Here is a 16,971-nt window from a genome sequence, read left to right as displayed (position 1 = left end):
CTCACACCTCACGCAGCTTCAGGGATTGGGCGTCCAGGCCATCGAGCAAGAACTTCTGCCAGTTGGCGTGCTGGTTGACGTACAGCCCCTCGTGGGTGAATTCGGTGCCGGTCATGGCCGGTGCGATGCCGATGGCCTCGCTGTTGGGCGTGGCCCCGGTTTCCCAGCGGTGGCTGCCTCGGGAGATATCGCTCCAGCGTTCCAGGCGGGCCTGGAAACCACGCTGGGCTTCACGGAACTCCACCAGGTCGTCCGGGGTGCCGAGGCCGGAGACGTTGAAGAAGTCTTCGAACTGGCGGATGCGGTTCTCGCGATCGGCATCCGACTCGTTCTTGACCCCCAGGCACTGGCTGATGATTTCGGTCTTGTTCCAGGCCACCGGACGGATGATGCGCAACTGCGAACTGATTTGATCGAGGAAGAACAGGCTCGGGTAGACGTTCAGGTTGCGCAGGCGATGCATCATCCACTCGGCCTTCTGCTGGCCGTATTCGTCGATCAGGCGCGGCATGATGGTCGCGTAGCCGGAGCGCACGGTCGGGTTGGGCATGTCGCTGAACAGCACGCTGTGACCGTTGTTGAAGGCGAACCAGCCGTCATCGGTGTTGGCGTCGCCCGCGCCGAGCTTGCTGTAGTCCAGGGTGGTGCCGCTGGCGGTGCCGTTTTCGCTGTTGACCTGCTGGCGATGTTGCACCGTGGCCACGTAGTTATAGTGGACCGTGCTGACGTGGTAGCCATCCAGGCCGTTCTCGTTCTGTAGCTTCCAGTTGCCCTCGTAGGTGTAGGCCGACTTGCCCGGCAGCACTTCCAGCTCGCCGGTGGGCGACTGGGCGACCATCATGTCGAAGAACACTTTGGCGTCGCCGAGGAAGTCTTGCAGGCTGTTGCTGCCGTTCACGTCCAGGCTGATGAACACAAACCCTTTGTAGCTCTCGATACGCGCTTTTTTCAGGCCGCGAGTGGCCTTGTCGAAGCCTTCGGGGTATTCGCCGGGGGCCTTGACCTTGACCAGGCGCCCGTCGCTTTTGTAGCACCAGGCGTGGAACGGGCAGGTGAACGTCGACTGGTTGCCCTTGCCGACCCGGGTCAGGGTGGTGCCGCGGTGCTGGCAGGCGTTGATCAGGGCATTGAGTTGGCCGTCACCGTCGCGGGTGATGATCATCGGCTGGCGTCCGGCGCGCATGGTGACGAAGTCGTGGTTGTTGGCCAGTTCGCTTTCGTGGCAGGCGTAGATCCAGTTCTTCTCGAAGATCAGTTCCATCTCCAGGTCGAACAGCTGGGGTTCGGTGAACATGTCCCGAGCAATGCGGAACACGCCTTCGGCCGGACGAAAGTCCAGGCAGCCTTCGATGAATGTTTTCCACTGTTCGACGTTTTTTTCGCCATTCATGGGTGTGCCCCTATTTTTATTCAGGCCAATCGGTATGCGCCATTAGAGAGACTGGGGTGGGTGAGGGTCTATCCGCTTAGTCGGCGAAGGCCATCCGCTAAGTATGGGGGTCTTCGGATTCACCTGAATCCGTGGGAGCGAGACCGGCTTGCCGGCGAAGGCGGCCTTCCGGCCGGCCTGGCTCTGGCGGATGGACTTCGATCCATTGTGGGAGCGAGCCCGCTCGCGAAGGCGGCCTGACAGCCAACCAATCACTGGCGGATGCCCTCGCTGCCACAAACCGGGGTAACACTTGAGCGTCGGTCTGTGCAGCGATGACTCACTGTCGTGCACGCGGTGATGAACGGCTGCCCCAATTGGCGCCAGTGCGCTACTGTCTGGACCTTGCGTCGAGCGCTATTCAGTGCGCCTTATCCACTTAGTGGGCGATTGTTATCCCTTCAGTGGGGGGCGGGTGGGCTGGTCTGGAAATTGCTCGTTTCTCACCAAAGGTGCGCCGTCAGAGTGCACCGAAAAAAATAATGCCGTGGGTGCCGTGATGAATAGCAACGCCGATTCACAGAGTCGCGATATTCGTATCGATCACTATGACCTTGAAGGGGCCAGGTCCTGGATGTCGGGGATCTGTGGTCCCCATCGCCTGGAGACCTCGACACCGACGCGTATCCGCTTTCATCACAGCGGCAACGTGTTCAAGTCCATGGCCACGACCCTGGGCACTCTCGAATACGGCACTGACGTCAACATCGATATCGAGGACGCCGAGCACTTCAGCAGCTACAGCCTCAGCCTGCCGTTGGTGGGGGAGCAGGAGTTGCTCAAGAACGGTAAGCGCCTGCGCTCCGACCGCGACCAGGGCGTGATCATTTCGCCCAATGAGCACCAGGTGCTGGCGATTTCCGGTGACTGTCGCAAGGTCCAGGTGGTGATCACCCGCGCCGCGATGAATGAGTCCCTGGAGGGTATCTTGCAGCGCCCGCTGGACGCGCCGCTGCGTTTCGAGCCGGCGATGGATGCGGTGGACGGCGCTTCGGCCGCGTGGTGGCGGATGGCGCGTTACTTCATCGATGAAGTGGAGCGCAGCAGTGCGTTGTTCGAGCAAGTGGCGTTCACCCGGGACCTTGAAAGCACGCTGATCAAGGGCCTGATATTCGCCCAGCCCAACAACTATTCCGATGAGTTGCGTGAGGTGTCCGGGGTCAAGTTGCCGCATTACCTGGTCAGGGCCAAGCAGTACATTCACGATAATGCCCGCGAGGCGTTGTGCCTGGAGGACCTCGAAGCGGCGGCCGGGGTGTCGCGCTTCAAGCTGTTCGAAGCCTTTCGAAAGTATTTCGCCCTGTCGCCGATGGCCTATTTGAAGAAGCACCGTTTGAATGCGGTGCGCCAGGACATTCTCGAGCATGGCCAGGCGCGCAATATCTCGGAAGTGGCCATGGCCTGGGGCTTTACCCACATGGGCCGATTCTCCGCCGAGTACCGCAAGTTGTTCGACGAGTCCCCCAGCGCGACCGTGCAGCGCAACGAAGCACGGCGGATGCGCTCTATCTGACGGGTGGGTCGCTGTGGGCGCTGTGGTGAATGTGTTTCGGTCCGCTGTGGGAGTGAGCTGTCGGATCGCCGCACCGTTGCGAAGGCGGCCTGGCAGCCGACCTGGCGCTTGCGTCTGTACTGCGATCTAAACTGTGGGAGCGGGCTTGCTCGCGAAAGCGGTGTGTCAGTCAGCATCGATGTTACTGACAGATTGCATTCGCGAGGGAGGGAGGCGCCTGGGCCTATTTGCGCGCCACCAGATCCAACAAGTCTTCCCGCTCCTTGATCTTCTGCAGCACGATCTCCGAGCGTATGTCGGTCACGCCTGCCGTGCGGTTGAGTTTGTTGACGATGAAGTCCGAGAAGTGTTTGAGGTTGCGGGCCTGTACCCGCAGCACATAGTTGCTGGCGCCGGTTATCACGTAGGCGGTGGACACTTCCGGCCATGACTGGACTTTCTTGACGAAGGTGTCGTGCCAGTCCTCGACGTCCTGGCGCAGTGACACGTGGACGATGGCTTCCAGTTCCACGCCCAGGCGCTCGGCGCTCAGTTCGGCGCGGTAGCCGGTGATGATCCCCTCGCTTTCCAGCAGCCTTAAACGCCGCAGGCAGGCCGAGGGTGACAGCGCGACTTTCTCGGCCAGTTCCTGGTTGCTGATGCGTCCGTCCAGTTGCAAAAAGTGCAGGATGCGCAGGTCTGTGGCGTCGAGAGTCATGGCTTGAATAAATCCGCGGTTTTTTGAGTTGGATTCGAATTATCTTCGAGATAACTACTATATGGCCCTGCACTTTGCACGAAAATTCTCTAAATCTTCGTTCATTATTTGTCCATTGATTCGCTGCGAAAGGGCCCGGGATACGGCGCCTAGCGGCCGCATGACACTTAAAGGACAGGACCTTCCATGACCACAAGAAACGACTGCCTGGCGCTCGATGCGCAAGACGCGCTGGCTGCGCTGCGTGATCAGTTCGCGCTGCCTGAGGGCGTGATCTACCTGGACGGCAACTCGCTTGGCGCCCGTCCCGTGGCCGCGCTTGAGCGGGCCCAGGCGGTGATTGCCCAGGAGTGGGGCGATGGCCTGATCCGCAGTTGGAACAGTGCCGGCTGGCGCGATCTGCCGCAGCGCCTGGGCAATCAATTGGCCCGTTTGATTGGTGCCGGCGACGACGAGGTGGTGATCACCGATACCACCTCGATCAACCTGTTCAAGGTCCTCGGCGCCGCCCTGCAGGTGCAGGCCGCGCGCTCGCCTGCCCGGCGGGTGATCGTCAGCGAATCCAGCAACTTCCCCACCGATTTGTACATCGCCCAGGGCTTGATGGACCTGCTGCAACAGGGCTACAGCCTGCGCCTGGTGGATTCCCCCGAAGCGCTGGTGCAGGCCGTCGATGCGGATGTCGCGGTGGTCATGCTGACCCACGTCAACTACAAGACCGGCTATATGCACGACATGCAGGCCACCACTGCATTGATCCACGAATGTGGCGCCCTGGCGGTCTGGGACCTGGCGCACTCGGCCGGCGCGGTGCCGGTCGATTTGCGTGGTGCTGGCGCGGACTACGCCATCGGCTGTACCTACAAATACCTCAATGGCGGGCCGGGTTCGCAAGCCTTCGTGTGGGTCTCGCCCGCGTTGTGCGATCTGGTGACACAGCCGCTGTCGGGCTGGTTCGGTCATTCGCGCCAGTTCGACATGGAGTCGGCCTACGAGCCGAGCCGTGGCATTGCCCGCTACTTGTGTGGTACCCAGCCGATCACGTCGCTGGCGATGGTCGAGTGTGGCCTGGACATCTTCGCCCAGACCGACATGGCCAGCCTGCGCCGCAAGTCCCTGGCCCTGACCGACCTGTTCATCGAGTTGGTCGAGGCGCGTTGCGCCGCCCACGGCCTGACGCTGATCACCCCGCGTGAGCACACCAAGCGCGGCAGTCACGTCAGCTTCGAACACCCCGAAGGCTACGCGGTGATCCAGGCGCTGATCGCCCGGGGCGTGATCGGTGACTACCGCGAGCCGCGGATCATGCGTTTCGGCTTCACCCCGCTCTACACCCGCTTCACCGAGGTGTTCGATGCGGTGCAGATCCTGGGCGAGATCCTCGACCAGAAAACCTGGGCGCAGGCGCAGTTCCAGGTGCGTCATAGCGTGACCTGAGGGCATGTGTTGAAGGGGAGCGTGTGGGAGCGAGCCTGCTCGCGAAAGCGATCTGTCAGCCAACAGGTAGGTTGGATGGGCCGGCCTCTTCGCGAGCAGGCTCGCTCCCACATCCACATCCACATCCACCGCTAGCGCTAGCGCCCACCGCTGCCATCGGCTGACAGGGCCGCCATCAAGGCGCTCGCATACCTGGGCAGCCCCTCGAACGAGTGAGCGCACAGCAACAACATTCGCCGGGCCCAGGGCTCGTTCAGTGCCCGGCATTTGAAGGCCTGCGGCGGGCCACGGCGCTCCACGGCGGCCAGCGGCACAATCGCCAACCCCGCACCCTGCGCGACCATGCGCATCACCCCGTCAAAGCCATCGACCCGAATGCGGATGCGCATGCGCAGACCCACGTGCAGCGCCTGTTCCTCCAGGTAAATCGCCAGCGCGCTGTGGGCATTGAGCCCGACGTAATCGTGGGCCAGGCTCTGCTTGAAACTCGGTGCCTGTACCTCGGCCAGCGGGTGATCGTTGGGCATGATCAGCACCAGCGGGTCGTCGCGAAAGGGTCGGGTGTCCAGGCCTGAGGTGTCCACCGCATCGGAGACAATCCCGAGCTGCGCCGCCCCCTGGCGCAATGCGTGGGTAATGCGCAAGCTCGGCAGCTCCTGCAGGTCGATGTCGAGGTTGGGGTGTTGGTGCAGAAAGGTCGCCAGCACTTCAGGCAGGTACTCGGTGAGCGCCGTGGTGTTGCACAGCAGGCGCACCTGGCCCTTGACCCCCTTGGCGTACTCCGCGAGGTCCTGTTGCAGGCGCTCGGCCTGTTGCAGCAACAATCGCGCGTGTTGCGCCAACGCATTGCCGGCCGGGGTCGGACTGATCCCGCGGCGACCGCGCTCGAAAAAAGCGATCCCCAGCGACGCTTCCATGGCCCGCAGTCGCGCACTGGCGGCGGCCAGCGACAAATGACTGCGTGCGGCCCCGGCGGTGATGTTGCCGGCGTCGAAGATGTTCAGGTACAGGCGCAGGTCAATCAGGTCGAAGTGCATGGTCTTGTGTCCGGGGCATTATGGTTCGGGGCGGCGCCTTCGCGAGCAGGCTCGCTCCCACATGGGTTCGCGTTTTCCCTGTGGGAGCGAGCCTGCTCGCGAAGCGGTCGACAGCCGCCATGAAGTATGTCCCTCAGTTAAAACAAGAGGCAGCCTCAGTGTATGGCACATTTTCAAGCACCGCCAAACCCCCGAGGATGGCGCCATGAATACTTCCCTGACGTTCTATCAAAACCTCGGCTTGTCCCTGTCTGTGCTGGTGATTGCTACCTTCATGATGGCCGGATTGATCAAAGGCATGATCGGTCTCGGCCTGCCGACGATTGCCATGGGCCTGCTCGGCCTGGCTATGGCGCCGACACAGGCAGCCGCGCTGTTGATCATTCCCGCCACCCTGACCAACCTCTGGCAACTGGCATTTGGCGGGCACTTGCGTGGGCTGGTGGCGCGGTTATGGCCGATGCTGCTGGCGATCTTTTTGGGCACCGGGGTCGGCACGCTGTGGCTGGAGATCGAAGGCGGGCAGTGGGTGGTGCGGGCGTTGGGCGGGGCGTTGTTGGTGTATGCCCTGAGTGGGCTGCTGCTCCCCGCCTGGCGGGTTGGCAGTCGCGCCGAGCGCTGGCTCGGTCCGCTGTGCGGCGTGCTTACGGGCCTCATCACCTCCGCGTCCGGGGTCTTTGTGATCCCGGCGGTGCCCTACCTGCAAGCGCTGGGGCTGAACAAGGATCAACTGGTGCAGGCGCTGGGCCTGTCGTTCACGGTGTCGACCCTGGCCCTGGCGGCCGGCTTGCTGTGGCGCGGCGCCTTGGGCAGCGCCGAGATGGGCGCTTCGCTACTGGCGCTGATCCCCGCTGTGTTCGGCATGCTGCTGGGGCAATGGTTGCGCCAGCACATCAGCGCCGAGCGGTTCAAGCGGGTGTTCTTCGTTGGCCTGGGGCTGCTTGGCGGTTACCTGTTGATCAGCGGCTAGCCGACGACGGGCTGAGCATGTCGATGGGGCGAATGTCGAAGTCACGCTCCAGGTAATCCATGCGCGTCTCGAAGAAGGCCTGCATGTGCGGTAGGTTCGAATGCACATCGAGGTGGGCCTTCGACTGCCAGATCTCATAGAAGATAAACAGCGTCGGGTCCTGCTGGTCGCGCAGCATGTGGTACTCGATGCAGCCCGGCTCGGCGCGGCTGGGTTCGACATAGGCGCGAAACAGCGCCTCGAAGGCCTCGGCCTGTTCCGGGCGGGTCTTGGCGTGGAGGATAAAACCGTGTTGCTGACTCATGGAAAGCGCCTCAATGGGTGGGTTGAGGGGATTTTACGGCAATAATCGGCTGGCAATTCTTGCGTGTGGATCAAAAGTCATTTGCCCGCGACGGGCTTACTCCTGGGGGATTGGGTCGATAACCTGCCGTCATCGAATTAAACCTTCTCGATCCCGCGAGTTATCCACAGCGCGGCGGATCGGCCCAGATGACGAGGCTTCTCATGAAAAAAGTACTGTTGCTCAACGGCGGTAAAAAGTTCGCCCACTCCGATGGTCGCTACAACAACACCCTGCACGAAGCGGCCCTGGCCGTGCTCGACCGCGGCGGTGTGGATGTCAAGGAAACCCACATCGACGCCGGCTACGACATCAAGGAAGAAGTGGCCAAGTTCCTCTGGGCCGACGTGATCATCTACCAGATGCCGGGTTGGTGGATGGGCGCGCCGTGGATCGTCAAGCAGTACATCGACGACGTGTTCACCGAAGGCCACGGCAGCCTGTATGCCAGCGATGGCCGCACCCGTTCCGATGCGTCGCAAAAGTACGGCAGCGGTGGGCTGATCCACGACAAGCAGTACATGCTGTCGCTGACCTGGAACGCGCCGCAACAAGCGTTCGATGACCCCACCGACTTCTTCGAAGGCAAGGGTGTGGACGCGGTGTACTTCCCGTTCCACAAGGCCAATCAGTTCCTCGGCATGAGCGGCCTGCCGACCTTCCTGTGTGTCGATGTGATGAAGCGTCCGGACATCGAGGGCGACGTGGCGCGCTACGAGCAGCACCTCAAGACGGTGTTCAACTTGCCGGCGTGACAGCGCGCCCGCGCGTATCCAGCTACTATCGAATCCCTTGCCCCTTGTGGGAGCGAGCCTGCTCGCGAAGGCAGTCAGTCGATACCTAAGTTGACTGACAGGCCACTTTCGCGAGCAGGCTCGCTCCCACAAGAAGTACCTGGCGCATTCGATAGAAAGGACACCCGTGAAAGCCCGATCCGATGAGTTGCAGATTTTCGTCAGTGTGATCGAGTGCGGTTCGATCTCGGCGGCCGCCGAGCAGGTGGGGCAGACGCCGTCGGCCGTCAGCCGCTGCCTGTCGCGCCTGGAAGCCAAGCTTGAGACCACGCTGATCAACCGCACTACGCGGCGCATGGACCTGACCGAGGAGGGCAAGTACTTTTTCGAACACGCCAAGCGCATCCTCGACCAGATGGATGAGCTGGAAGAGCGCCTGTCATCGCGGCACAAGACCCCCTCCGGACGCCTGCGGATCAACGCCGCGTCGCCCTTCATGCTGCACGCCATCGTGCCCTACATCGACGAGTTCCGTCGCGTGTACCCGGACATCCAGCTGGAACTCAACAGCAACGACCTGATCATCGACCTGCTGGAGCAAAGCACCGACATCGCGATCCGCATCGGCGCCCTGGCGGACTCCAGCCTGCACGCGCGCTCGCTGGGTTGCAGCCCGCTGCACATCCTCGCCAGCCCCGCCTACCTGGATCAGCACGGCAGCCCCGGCACCGTTGCCGAACTGGCCGGGCATACGCTGCTGGGCTTCACCCAGACCGAAACCCTCAACCATTGGCCACTGCGCCATGCCCACGGCGACCGCTGGCAGATCCAGCCGGACATCAGCGCCTCCAGCGGTGAGACCCTGCGCCACCTGGCGCTGGCGGGGCAGGGCATCGCCTGCCTGTCGGACTTCATGACCCGCGACGACCTCAAGGCCGGTCGCCTCACGGCGCTGCTGGTCGAGGCCAACAGCGGCTACCGCCAGCCGATCCACGCGGTGTACTACCGAAACTCCCAACTGGCGCTGCGCATCCAGTGTTTCCTCGACTTTATCCAGGGCAAGCTGGCCGGTTATGCAGATGAGGTGTTCGGCGGTTGAGCGTGACGGTTTTTTAGATTTGATCCGCACCCGCTCCAGGCCCTATCGTTCGCACCCTCAATAACAAGAAAAGGCTCGATTACATGCGCATTGTTTTATTCAAGACCCTGGCCCTCACGGCAGCCATTGCCGCCAGTTCGTCATCGTTCGCGGCGCTGCTGGAAGGTGGCGCGGTGGCGGCACCGAACCAGTACGGCGCCGATGTCGCGGCACAGATCCTGAAGAAGGGCGGTAACGCGGTGGACGCGGCGGTGGCCACGGCTTTTGCCCTGGCCGTGACCTACCCGGAAGCCGGCAACATCGGCGGGGGTGGCTTCATGACGATGTTCATCGACGGCAAGCCGTACTTCCTCGACTACCGCGAAACCGCGCCCAAGGCCGCGACCCGCGACATGTACCTGGATGACAAGGGCGAGATCATCGAGAACCTGAGCCTGGTCGGCGCCCGCGCTGCCGGTGTGCCGGGCACGGTGATGGGGCTGTGGGAGGCGCACCAGAAGTTCGGCAAGCTGCCCTGGAGCGAACTGCTCACCCCGGCCATCGGCTACGCCAAGACCGGCTTCAAGGTGGCGGACAAGCAGTACCAGTACCGCGAGGATGCGCTGAAGCTGTTCAACGGCACCACCAACTTCGCGGATTACTTTGGCAGCATGAAGCCCGGCGAGACCTTCCGCCAACCCGAGCTGGCCGCGACCCTGGAGCGCATTGCCGACAAGGGCGCCAGCGAGTTCTACGAGGGCAAGACCGCCGCCCTGCTGATTGACCAGATGAAGGCCGACAAGGGCCTGATCACCCAGCAAGACCTGCACGACTACAAGGTGGTCTGGCGCCAGCCGCTGGCCGTCAACTGGCGCGGCAACACCCTGTACACCGCGCCGCCACCGAGTTCCGGCGGCGTCGCCCTGGCCCAACTGATCGCCATCAAGGAAGAACGCGCCGCCGACTTCAAGGGCGTCGAACTGAACTCGGCCAAGTACATTCACCTGCTGTCGGAAGTCGAGAAGCGCGTGTTCGCCGACCGTGCCGACTACCTCGGCGACCCGGCGTTCTCCGAGGTGCCGGTCAAGCAACTGACGGACCCGGCGTACCTGAAGAAACGCGCCGCCGAAGTCAACCCGACGGCCATCTCGCCCACCGAAAACGTGCGCCCGGGCCTGGAACCGCACCAGACCACGCACTTCTCCATCGTCGATGCCGACGGCAACGCGGTCAGCAACACCTACACCCTGAACTGGGACTACGGCAGCGGTGTGGTGGTCAAGGGCGCGGGTTTCCTGCTCAACGATGAGATGGACGACTTCAGCTCCAAGCCTGGCGTGGCCAACGCGTTTGGCGTGGTCGGTGGCGATGCCAACGCGATTGCCCCCGGCAAGCGCATGCTGTCCTCGATGAGCCCAAGCCTGGTGACACGCGATGGCAAAGTCACGCTGGTCCTCGGCACACCGGGTGGCTCGCGGATCTTCACCTCGATCTTCCAGGTGCTGAACAACCTGTATGACTACAACCTACCGCTGGAGAAAGCCGTCGCCGCGCAACGCGTGCATCACCAGTTGCTGCCCAAGGACACGATCTACTACGACGCCTATGCGCCGCTCACTGGCAAGGTCGCCGATGAGCTGAAGAGCATGGGTTATGTCCTGGAAGACCAGGGTTGGGAGATGGGCGATATCCAGGCCATCCGCGTCAACGGAACGACCCTGGAAACGGCATCTGATCCCCGTGGTCGTGGGGTGGGCAAGGTCGTGAAGTAGTCCCGTCATCCTGGGGGAGTGGGCACTGCCGATGGGCATGGCCATCCCCCAGTCCTTGTGGGAGCGAGACCGGCTTGCCGGCCGGCCAATCTCTTGCGGATGTACCCAATATTCAAACTGTGGGAGCGGGCTTGCTCGCGAAGACGGCCTCCCAGCCGGCCTATCTCTTGCGGATGTACCTCAATTCAAACTGTGGGAGCGGGCTTGTCGGATCGCCGCAGGCAGTCCATTCAACATCCCTGTCGACTGACCCAGCGCCATCGCGAGCAGGCTCGCTCCCATCAAGATCGGTGTCTGCGGTAACGATGAAAATCCCGCCCACCCATTTTCATTAACCCCGGCACGCCATACCCCTGCGCGACATGGCTTGTCTGTGTGCGAAAGTTAGTTTCATGGTGTTTGAATCTGTCTCCTCGAAATGATTTATGAGTTTCACAACACATCGACGTGACCCTTTTCGAGGAGTACCGCATGGCACCGTCTTTCGGCTATTGGCTGCTGGTTTATGCCGCTGTCGCCATCATCGCGCTGATCGTCCTGATCGCTCGCTACCGGCTCAATCCGTTCATTGTCATCACCCTGATTTCCATCGGCCTGGCGCTGGTCGCCGGGATGCCGCCTTCCGGTGTGGTGGGGGCGTATGAGGCCGGGGTGGGTAAGACCCTGGGGCACATTGCGCTGGTGGTGGCGCTGGGCACGATGCTCGGCAAGATGATGGCCGAGTCCGGGGGCGCCGAGCAGATGGCGCGCACGCTCATCGACCGCTTCGGCGAGAAGAACGCGCACTGGGCGATGGTCTGCATTGCCTTCCTGGTGGGCCTGCCGTTGTTCTTCGAAGTGGGTTTTGTGCTGCTGGTGCCAATTGCCTTCACCGTGGCGCGGCGGGTCGGGGTGTCGATCCTGATGGTCGGCCTACCGATGGTGGCCGGGCTGTCGGTGGTGCACGCGCTGGTGCCGCCGCACCCGGCGGCGATGCTCGCGGTGCAGGCTTATCAGGCGTCGGTGGGGCAGACCTTGCTCTACGCGATCCTGATCGGCATCCCCACCGCGATCATCGCCGGCCCGCTGTACGCCAAGTTCATCGTGCCGCGCATCCAACTGCCCGCCGAGAACCCGCTGGAGCGCCAGTTTCTCGACCGCGAGCCGCGGGCCAAGCTGCCGGGGTTTGGCATCACCCTGGCGACCATCCTGTTGCCGGTGGTGCTGATGCTGATCGGCGGCTGGGCTGACCTGATCGCCACCCCGGGCAGCGGCTTGAACCAGTTCCTGCTGTTCATCGGCAACTCGGTGATCGCCCTGTTGCTGGCGACCCTGCTGAGTTTCTGGACCCTGGGCCTGGCCCAGGGGTTCAACCGCGAGTCGATCCTCAAGTTCACCAACGAATGCCTGGCGCCGACCGCCAGTATCACCTTGCTGGTGGGCGCGGGCGGTGGTTTGAACCGGATCCTGGTGGACGCCGGGGTCACCGACCAGATCGTCGGCCTGGCCCATGAGTTCCAACTGTCGCCGTTGCTGATGGGCTGGTTGTTCGCGGCCTTGATGCGCATCGCCACGGGCTCGGCGACGGTGGCCATGACCACGGCCTCGGGGGTGGTGGCGCCGGTGGCCATTGGTCTGGGTTATCCGCACCCGGAGCTGTTGGTGCTGGCGACTGGCGCCGGGTCGGTTATCTTTTCCCACGTCAACGACGGCGGCTTCTGGTTGATCAAGGAATACTTCAACATGACCGTGATCCAGACCTTCAAGACCTGGACCGTGCTGGAGACCCTGATCTCGCTGGTCGCCTTTGGCCTGACCCTGGGCCTTTCCTATGTGCTGTGAATCAAGCAGGTGCGCTAATTGGACATCCTTTACGAGATACGCGCCCGCCAGGATGCCTTCAGCGCCGGCGAAGGACGGATCGCCCGCCTGATGCTCGAAGACGTTGGCTTTGCCGCCTCGGCCAGCCTCGACGAACTGGCGCAACGGGCCGACGTCAGCAGTGCCACACTGTCGCGCTTTGCCCGCAGCGTCGGCTGTCGCGACCTGCGCGAACTGCGCCTGCAACTGGCCCAGGCCAGCGGGGTGGGCCGGCGCTTTCTCGACCCGGCGGGCTTGCCTGCCCAGTCAGCGTTTTACCGGCAGATCGTGGCGGACATCGAGTCGACCTTGCACCGGCATTTGTCCGGCTTTGATGAGTCGCGCTTTGCCGACGCGGTGCAACTGCTGGGCAAGGCGCGGATGATTCATGCGTTTGGCCTGGGCGGCTGGTCGGCGCAGTGCAGCGATGAGTTGCAGGTGCGCCTGGTGCGCCTGGGCTATCCGATTGCCGCCTGCCGCGACCCGGTGATGATGCGCGTCAGCGCCGCGTCCATGGGCCCGGAGCATGCGTTGATTGCCTGCTCGCTGACCGGCATCACCCCCGAATTGCTGCACGCCGTGGAGCTGGCCCGCAGCTATGGCACCCGCGTGCTGGCCCTGACCCTGGCGGATTCGCCACTGGCGCAACTGGCCGACGTGGTCCTGCCGCTGCAACGGGCCGAGACCGCGTTCATCTACAAGCCGACGGCCGCGCGCTACGGCCTGTTGCTGGCCATCGACGTGCTCGCCACCGAGCTGGCGTTGGCGGCCCCTGAAGACAATCAAGAGCGTCTGCGGCGGATCAAGCTCGCCCTGGACGATTACCGTGGCGGCGACGACCACCTGCCGCTGGGAGACTGACATGCAGTACCACACGCTGATCCGCAACGCCTCGATCATCGACGGCAGCAATCGCCCGGCGTACCTCGCCGACGTGGCCATTGTCGACGGCCGCATCGCCCGTATCGGCGACGTGCAGGGCGCCCGCGCCGAGGAAGAAATCGACGCGGCGGGGAGGGTGCTGGCGCCCGGTTTCATCGACGTGCACACCCACGACGACACCGTGGTCATCCGCCAGCCGCAGTTGTTGCCCAAGCTCAGCCAGGGCGTGACCACGGTGATCGTCGGCAACTGCGGCATCAGCGCCTCGCCGGTCAGCCTGCGCGGTGCGCCGCCGGACCCGATGAACCTGCTGGGGACGGCGGCGGCCTTTGTCTACCCGCGGTTCAGCGATTACCGGGCCGCCGTGCAAGCGGCCCAACCGTGCTTGAACGTGGCCGCGCTGGTGGGGCACACGGCGCTGCGTAGCAATCATCTGGACGACCTGTCGCGCACCGCCACGCCGGATGAAATCAGCGCCATGCGCGGGCAACTGCGCGAGAGCCTGGAGGCCGGAGCCCTGGGTCTGTCCACCGGCCTGGCCTACGCCAGCGCGTTCAACGCCAGCACCGATGAGGTGCAGCAACTGGCCGAGGAGCTGGCCGCGTTCGGCGCGGTCTACACCACCCATTTGCGCAGCGAGTTCGAGCCAGTGCTGGAGGCCATGGACGAGGCGTTCCGGATCGCTCGCCACGCCAGCAGCCCGGTGATCATCTCGCACCTCAAATGCGCCGGCGCCGGTAACTGGGGCCGCAGCCCGCAGTTGCTGGCGTCCCTGGAACAGGCCGCGCACACCCAGGCGGTGGCCTGCGATTGTTACCCCTACGCGGCCAGTTCCTCGACCCTGGACCTCAAACAAGTCACCGATGCCCACCGCATCACCATCACCTGGTCCACGCCCCACCCGGAGGTCAGCGGCCGTGACCTGCTGGACATCGCCGCCCAGTGGGACGTGCCGCTGCTGGACGCCGCCCGGCGCCTGCAACCGGCCGGCGCGGTGTATTACGGGATGGACGAGGCCGATGTGCGGCGCATCCTCGCCCACCCGCTGTCGATGATCGGCTCCGACGGCTTGCCCGAGGACCCGTTCCCCCATCCACGGCTGTGGGGCGCGTTCCCTCGGGTACTCGGGCACTTTAGCCGCGACCTGGGTTTGTTCCCGTTGCACACGGCGGTGCATAAGATGACGGGGCTGTCGGCGGCGCGTTTCGGGCTCCAGCAGCGTGGGGAGATCCGTGAGGGGTTTTGGGCTGATCTGGTGCTGTTCGATCCGTTGCGGGTGCGGGATGTGGCGGACTTCACTGATCCCCAGCGCAGTGCCGAGGGGATTGATGGGGTGTGGGTCAATGGGGTGCGCAGCTATGTTGATGGCCAGGCCAATGGTGCACGGGCTGGGCGGTTTTTGCCGCGGGAGGGGGATTTGCGGGTGGGGTTCAGCAGACCTTGAAATGGCGCGCGTTGCCATGGAATCAATAGCGCGCAACGGATCGGCGTCGCTCTACGATAATCGTCTGTAGGGTGATTCTGCGCGACTGGGTAGGACTCTTCTTTATCTGTCTCGATGCGGGGTGCGGGGGAGTGGTCGCCACCATGTGGGATCAATCATTGTTCAAGGCGTTACTCACGCCTTGGACGATTGATACATGGCCAACACACGTTGCGCGTTCTTCGACCACCGCCACTCGTCTCGGGTGCGCGGACTCAATCTAACCTTCACCCTGCTCTGTGGCCTAGCCAGTCAGCTACTCGCCCACCCCACCCAGGCCAGCACCCTGGAAGCCATCAACCACACCCACTGGGCGATCAATCGCTTCAGCGTCGATGGCCGTTCGGGCCTCGACATCATCGGCCCTTACCAGAGCGGGGGCGGTGGTTGCTGCTACATCGCGCCCAAGCGCTGGCAGCCGGGGATGATGGTGCGGGTTGATTGGGAGACAGGGGTGGCCTATCCCGATGGTTTTCCAGGCTTTGCAGATGAGGCGAAGTATTTAGTCTGGAGAAATAAAAATAGAGCCCTAAAACGCCAACACAGCAAGCTCGCCCCCATCCCCGACTACACCGGCCAGAAAGTTTGTGGCCTGACCGTGCACTTCCTGCCCTGCGATGAAGTACAAGTCACCACCTCCTGCCACGCCTACGGCAGCCCCCAATACCCGATCAACATCCCACTGCACTTGCCGGAGCCATCGTCATGTCCGATGTGAAGCACGCCCCTGTCTGTTACCCGCCGCCGTTTCCGATGCAGGGGCGCTTGCCCAGTCGCCCGGGGCAGATTTATCAGAATCACCGTCTGCAGCGCGACATGGAAGACGCGTACCTCGGTGCCCTGCGCCAGGCCGCCGGGCGCTGGGTGCAGCGTCCGTGCTGCCAGACGATGCACATCACGCTGTGCTTCGACGGCACCGGCAATAACCTCAACAACGACCTGTACGAATCCACGGTTGCGCACCCGACCAACGTCGTGCGGCTGTTTCGCGCCAGCATTGGCGCCGGGCATGCCGGTGGCACCGCCCACCGTGGTGAGAACAGCGGCTTGACCGATGCGCCGGGCAGCGGCGACAGCCAGTGCTTCAAGTACTACATGCCCGGCGTAGGCACGCCGTTTCCCGAGGTCGGCGACCTGGACTACAGCCTTTCTGGTCTGGGCCTTGGGTTGTATGGCGAAGAGCGGATCAACTGGGCCTTGTTGATGATCATCGATGCTCTGCGCCGCCTGTTGAAGCAACCCCGGCTGGATAACGCTGCCCTGCGAGCTTCGGTCAAGGCCATGGGCACTCGGCTGGGGGCGGAGTTGGCCGGTTACGGCAACCGCAGTCGCGAGTTCTACAAACAGCTTGATGCCCTGCGCACGCCGTTGCGTATTGCCCTGACCCAGCCCTCGGGTGGGTATCCGAAGTTGTTGGGCATCAAGTTGTTTGTCTATGGCTTTTCCCGGGGGGCGTCGACGGCGCGGGCCTTTGTCAGTTACCTGAACCAGTTGTTGTCCGGCGCGACACCAAGCCTGTCGCTGGGGGACCTGAGCTTGCCGGTCAGCGTGGAATACCTCGGTTTGCTGGACAGCGTGGCTTCGGTGGGGTTGGCCGATATCTTGCCGGGCGCCACCGGCCATATGGGCTGGGCCGATGGCACCCAGGCATTGCCCGAGGGCACGCTGGTCAAGCGCTGCCTGCACCTGGTGGCCAGCCATGAGCAGCGCCTGAGTTTTCCGTTGGAGTCGATCCGCCGGCAGGGCGGTGAGTACCC

At 63.3% G+C, this 16,971-nt stretch carries 15 protein-coding genes; 11 read left to right on the top strand and 4 right to left on the bottom strand.

All coding sequences use genetic code 11. The features are described 5' to 3' along the window. Position 1: 1 nt before the first annotated feature. A complete protein-coding gene (gene antA, locus BMW74_RS22965; RefSeq protein ID WP_093426420.1) occupies positions 2-1,390 on the bottom strand; it encodes an anthranilate 1,2-dioxygenase large subunit in 1,389 nt (462 codons plus the stop codon). A 538-nt stretch (positions 1,391-1,928) separates the two neighbouring features. On the opposite strand from antA, the gene BMW74_RS22960 reads away from it, so the two are divergent. Then, complete coding sequence (locus BMW74_RS22960) at positions 1,929-2,942, top strand: AraC family transcriptional regulator (RefSeq protein ID WP_093426443.1); 1,014 nt, start codon at positions 1,929-1,931, stop codon at positions 2,940-2,942. A gap of 223 nt (positions 2,943-3,165) precedes the next feature. Here the strand turns inward: BMW74_RS22960 and BMW74_RS22955 are convergent, their stop codons facing one another. After that, positions 3,166-3,639: an Lrp/AsnC family transcriptional regulator gene (locus tag BMW74_RS22955; RefSeq protein WP_093426419.1), complete on the bottom strand. Its 474-nt coding sequence runs from the start codon at positions 3,637-3,639 to the stop codon at positions 3,166-3,168. 186 nt (positions 3,640-3,825) lie between these two features. Between BMW74_RS22955 and kynU the strand changes: the two genes are divergently transcribed. Continuing rightward, entirely contained in the window at positions 3,826-5,076 is a 1,251-nt protein-coding gene (kynU, locus tag BMW74_RS22950) for a kynureninase (RefSeq protein ID WP_093426418.1), read from the top strand. Positions 5,077-5,213: 137 nt separating this feature from the next. Here the strand turns inward: kynU and BMW74_RS22945 are convergent, their stop codons facing one another. Then, positions 5,214-6,113 carry a LysR substrate-binding domain-containing protein gene (locus BMW74_RS22945; RefSeq protein ID WP_093426417.1) on the bottom strand — a complete coding sequence of 300 codons (900 nt, stop codon included), beginning with the start codon at positions 6,111-6,113 and terminating at the stop codon, positions 5,214-5,216. A 205-nt stretch (positions 6,114-6,318) separates the two neighbouring features. Between BMW74_RS22945 and BMW74_RS22940 the strand changes: the two genes are divergently transcribed. Beyond that, the gene (locus BMW74_RS22940) at positions 6,319-7,083 is read left to right on the top strand and encodes a sulfite exporter TauE/SafE family protein (protein WP_093426416.1); all 765 of its coding nucleotides are present in this window, start codon (positions 6,319-6,321) and stop codon (positions 7,081-7,083) included. Here the strand turns inward: BMW74_RS22940 and BMW74_RS22935 are convergent. Next, positions 7,073-7,387 carry a putative quinol monooxygenase gene (locus tag BMW74_RS22935; RefSeq protein ID WP_093426415.1) on the bottom strand — a complete coding sequence of 105 codons (315 nt, stop codon included), beginning with the start codon at positions 7,385-7,387 and terminating at the stop codon, positions 7,073-7,075. The genes BMW74_RS22940 and BMW74_RS22935 overlap by 11 nt on opposite strands. 203 nt (positions 7,388-7,590) lie before the next feature. Between BMW74_RS22935 and BMW74_RS22930 the strand changes: the two genes are divergently transcribed. The 8 genes from BMW74_RS22930 to BMW74_RS22895 form a co-directional block, all read left to right on the top strand. Beyond that, positions 7,591-8,181, top strand: a complete 591-nt coding sequence (locus tag BMW74_RS22930; RefSeq protein ID WP_093426414.1) for an NADPH:quinone oxidoreductase MdaB — start codon at positions 7,591-7,593, stop codon at positions 8,179-8,181. A 166-nt stretch (positions 8,182-8,347) separates the two neighbouring features. Then, on the top strand, positions 8,348-9,259 hold the full coding sequence (locus tag BMW74_RS22925; protein WP_093426413.1) for a LysR family transcriptional regulator: 912 nt from the start codon (positions 8,348-8,350) through the stop codon (positions 9,257-9,259). A gap of 83 nt (positions 9,260-9,342) precedes the next feature. Further along, positions 9,343-11,010, top strand: coding sequence for a gamma-glutamyltransferase (gene ggt / locus BMW74_RS22920; RefSeq protein ID WP_093426412.1), 1,668 nt, complete (start codon positions 9,343-9,345; stop codon positions 11,008-11,010). A 471-nt stretch (positions 11,011-11,481) separates the two neighbouring features. Then, positions 11,482-12,831, top strand: a complete 1,350-nt coding sequence (locus BMW74_RS22915) for a GntP family permease (protein ID WP_093426411.1) — start codon at positions 11,482-11,484, stop codon at positions 12,829-12,831. 18 nt (positions 12,832-12,849) lie between these two features. After that, positions 12,850-13,710 (top strand): MurR/RpiR family transcriptional regulator, encoded by an 861-nt coding sequence (locus tag BMW74_RS22910; RefSeq protein ID WP_093426410.1) that lies wholly within the window; start codon positions 12,850-12,852, stop codon positions 13,708-13,710. 1 nt (position 13,711) lies between these two features. Further along, positions 13,712-15,175 (top strand): N-acyl-D-amino-acid deacylase family protein, encoded by a 1,464-nt coding sequence (locus BMW74_RS22905; RefSeq protein ID WP_093426409.1) that lies wholly within the window; start codon positions 13,712-13,714, stop codon positions 15,173-15,175. Between the two features lie 196 nt (positions 15,176-15,371). Beyond that, positions 15,372-15,932, top strand: coding sequence for a Tli1a family immunity protein (locus BMW74_RS22900; protein ID WP_093426408.1), 561 nt, complete (start codon positions 15,372-15,374; stop codon positions 15,930-15,932). Further along, positions 15,920-16,971: T6SS phospholipase effector Tle1-like catalytic domain-containing protein (locus BMW74_RS22895; RefSeq protein WP_139208456.1), on the top strand; the 1,052-nt coding region annotated here is incomplete at its 3' end. The genes BMW74_RS22900 and BMW74_RS22895, both read left to right, overlap by 13 nt.

The sequence above is a fragment of the Pseudomonas sp. ok272 genome (assembly GCF_900109995.1).
Lineage (GTDB): Bacteria > Pseudomonadota > Gammaproteobacteria > Pseudomonadales > Pseudomonadaceae > Aquipseudomonas.
The sequence above is the reverse complement of the archived record's forward strand: the minus strand, read 5'-3'. Positions and strand labels throughout refer to the sequence as shown.

Coding starts and splice junctions, on each gene's coding strand:
- antA (WP_093426420.1), bottom strand. CDS start 1,390: ATGAATGGCGAAAAAAACGTCGAACAGTGGAAAACATTCATCGAAGGC.
- BMW74_RS22960 (WP_093426443.1), top strand. CDS start 1,929: ATGAATAGCAACGCCGATTCACAGAGTCGCGATATTCGTATCGATCAC.
- BMW74_RS22955 (WP_093426419.1), bottom strand. CDS start 3,639: ATGACTCTCGACGCCACAGACCTGCGCATCCTGCACTTTTTGCAACTG.
- kynU (WP_093426418.1), top strand. CDS start 3,826: ATGACCACAAGAAACGACTGCCTGGCGCTCGATGCGCAAGACGCGCTG.
- BMW74_RS22945 (WP_093426417.1), bottom strand. CDS start 6,113: ATGCACTTCGACCTGATTGACCTGCGCCTGTACCTGAACATCTTCGAC.
- BMW74_RS22940 (WP_093426416.1), top strand. CDS start 6,319: ATGAATACTTCCCTGACGTTCTATCAAAACCTCGGCTTGTCCCTGTCT.
- BMW74_RS22935 (WP_093426415.1), bottom strand. CDS start 7,387: ATGAGTCAGCAACACGGTTTTATCCTCCACGCCAAGACCCGCCCGGAA.
- BMW74_RS22930 (WP_093426414.1), top strand. CDS start 7,591: ATGAAAAAAGTACTGTTGCTCAACGGCGGTAAAAAGTTCGCCCACTCC.
- ggt (WP_093426412.1), top strand. CDS start 9,343: ATGCGCATTGTTTTATTCAAGACCCTGGCCCTCACGGCAGCCATTGCC.
- BMW74_RS22915 (WP_093426411.1), top strand. CDS start 11,482: ATGGCACCGTCTTTCGGCTATTGGCTGCTGGTTTATGCCGCTGTCGCC.
- BMW74_RS22905 (WP_093426409.1), top strand. CDS start 13,712: ATGCAGTACCACACGCTGATCCGCAACGCCTCGATCATCGACGGCAGC.
- BMW74_RS22900 (WP_093426408.1), top strand. CDS start 15,372: ATGGCCAACACACGTTGCGCGTTCTTCGACCACCGCCACTCGTCTCGG.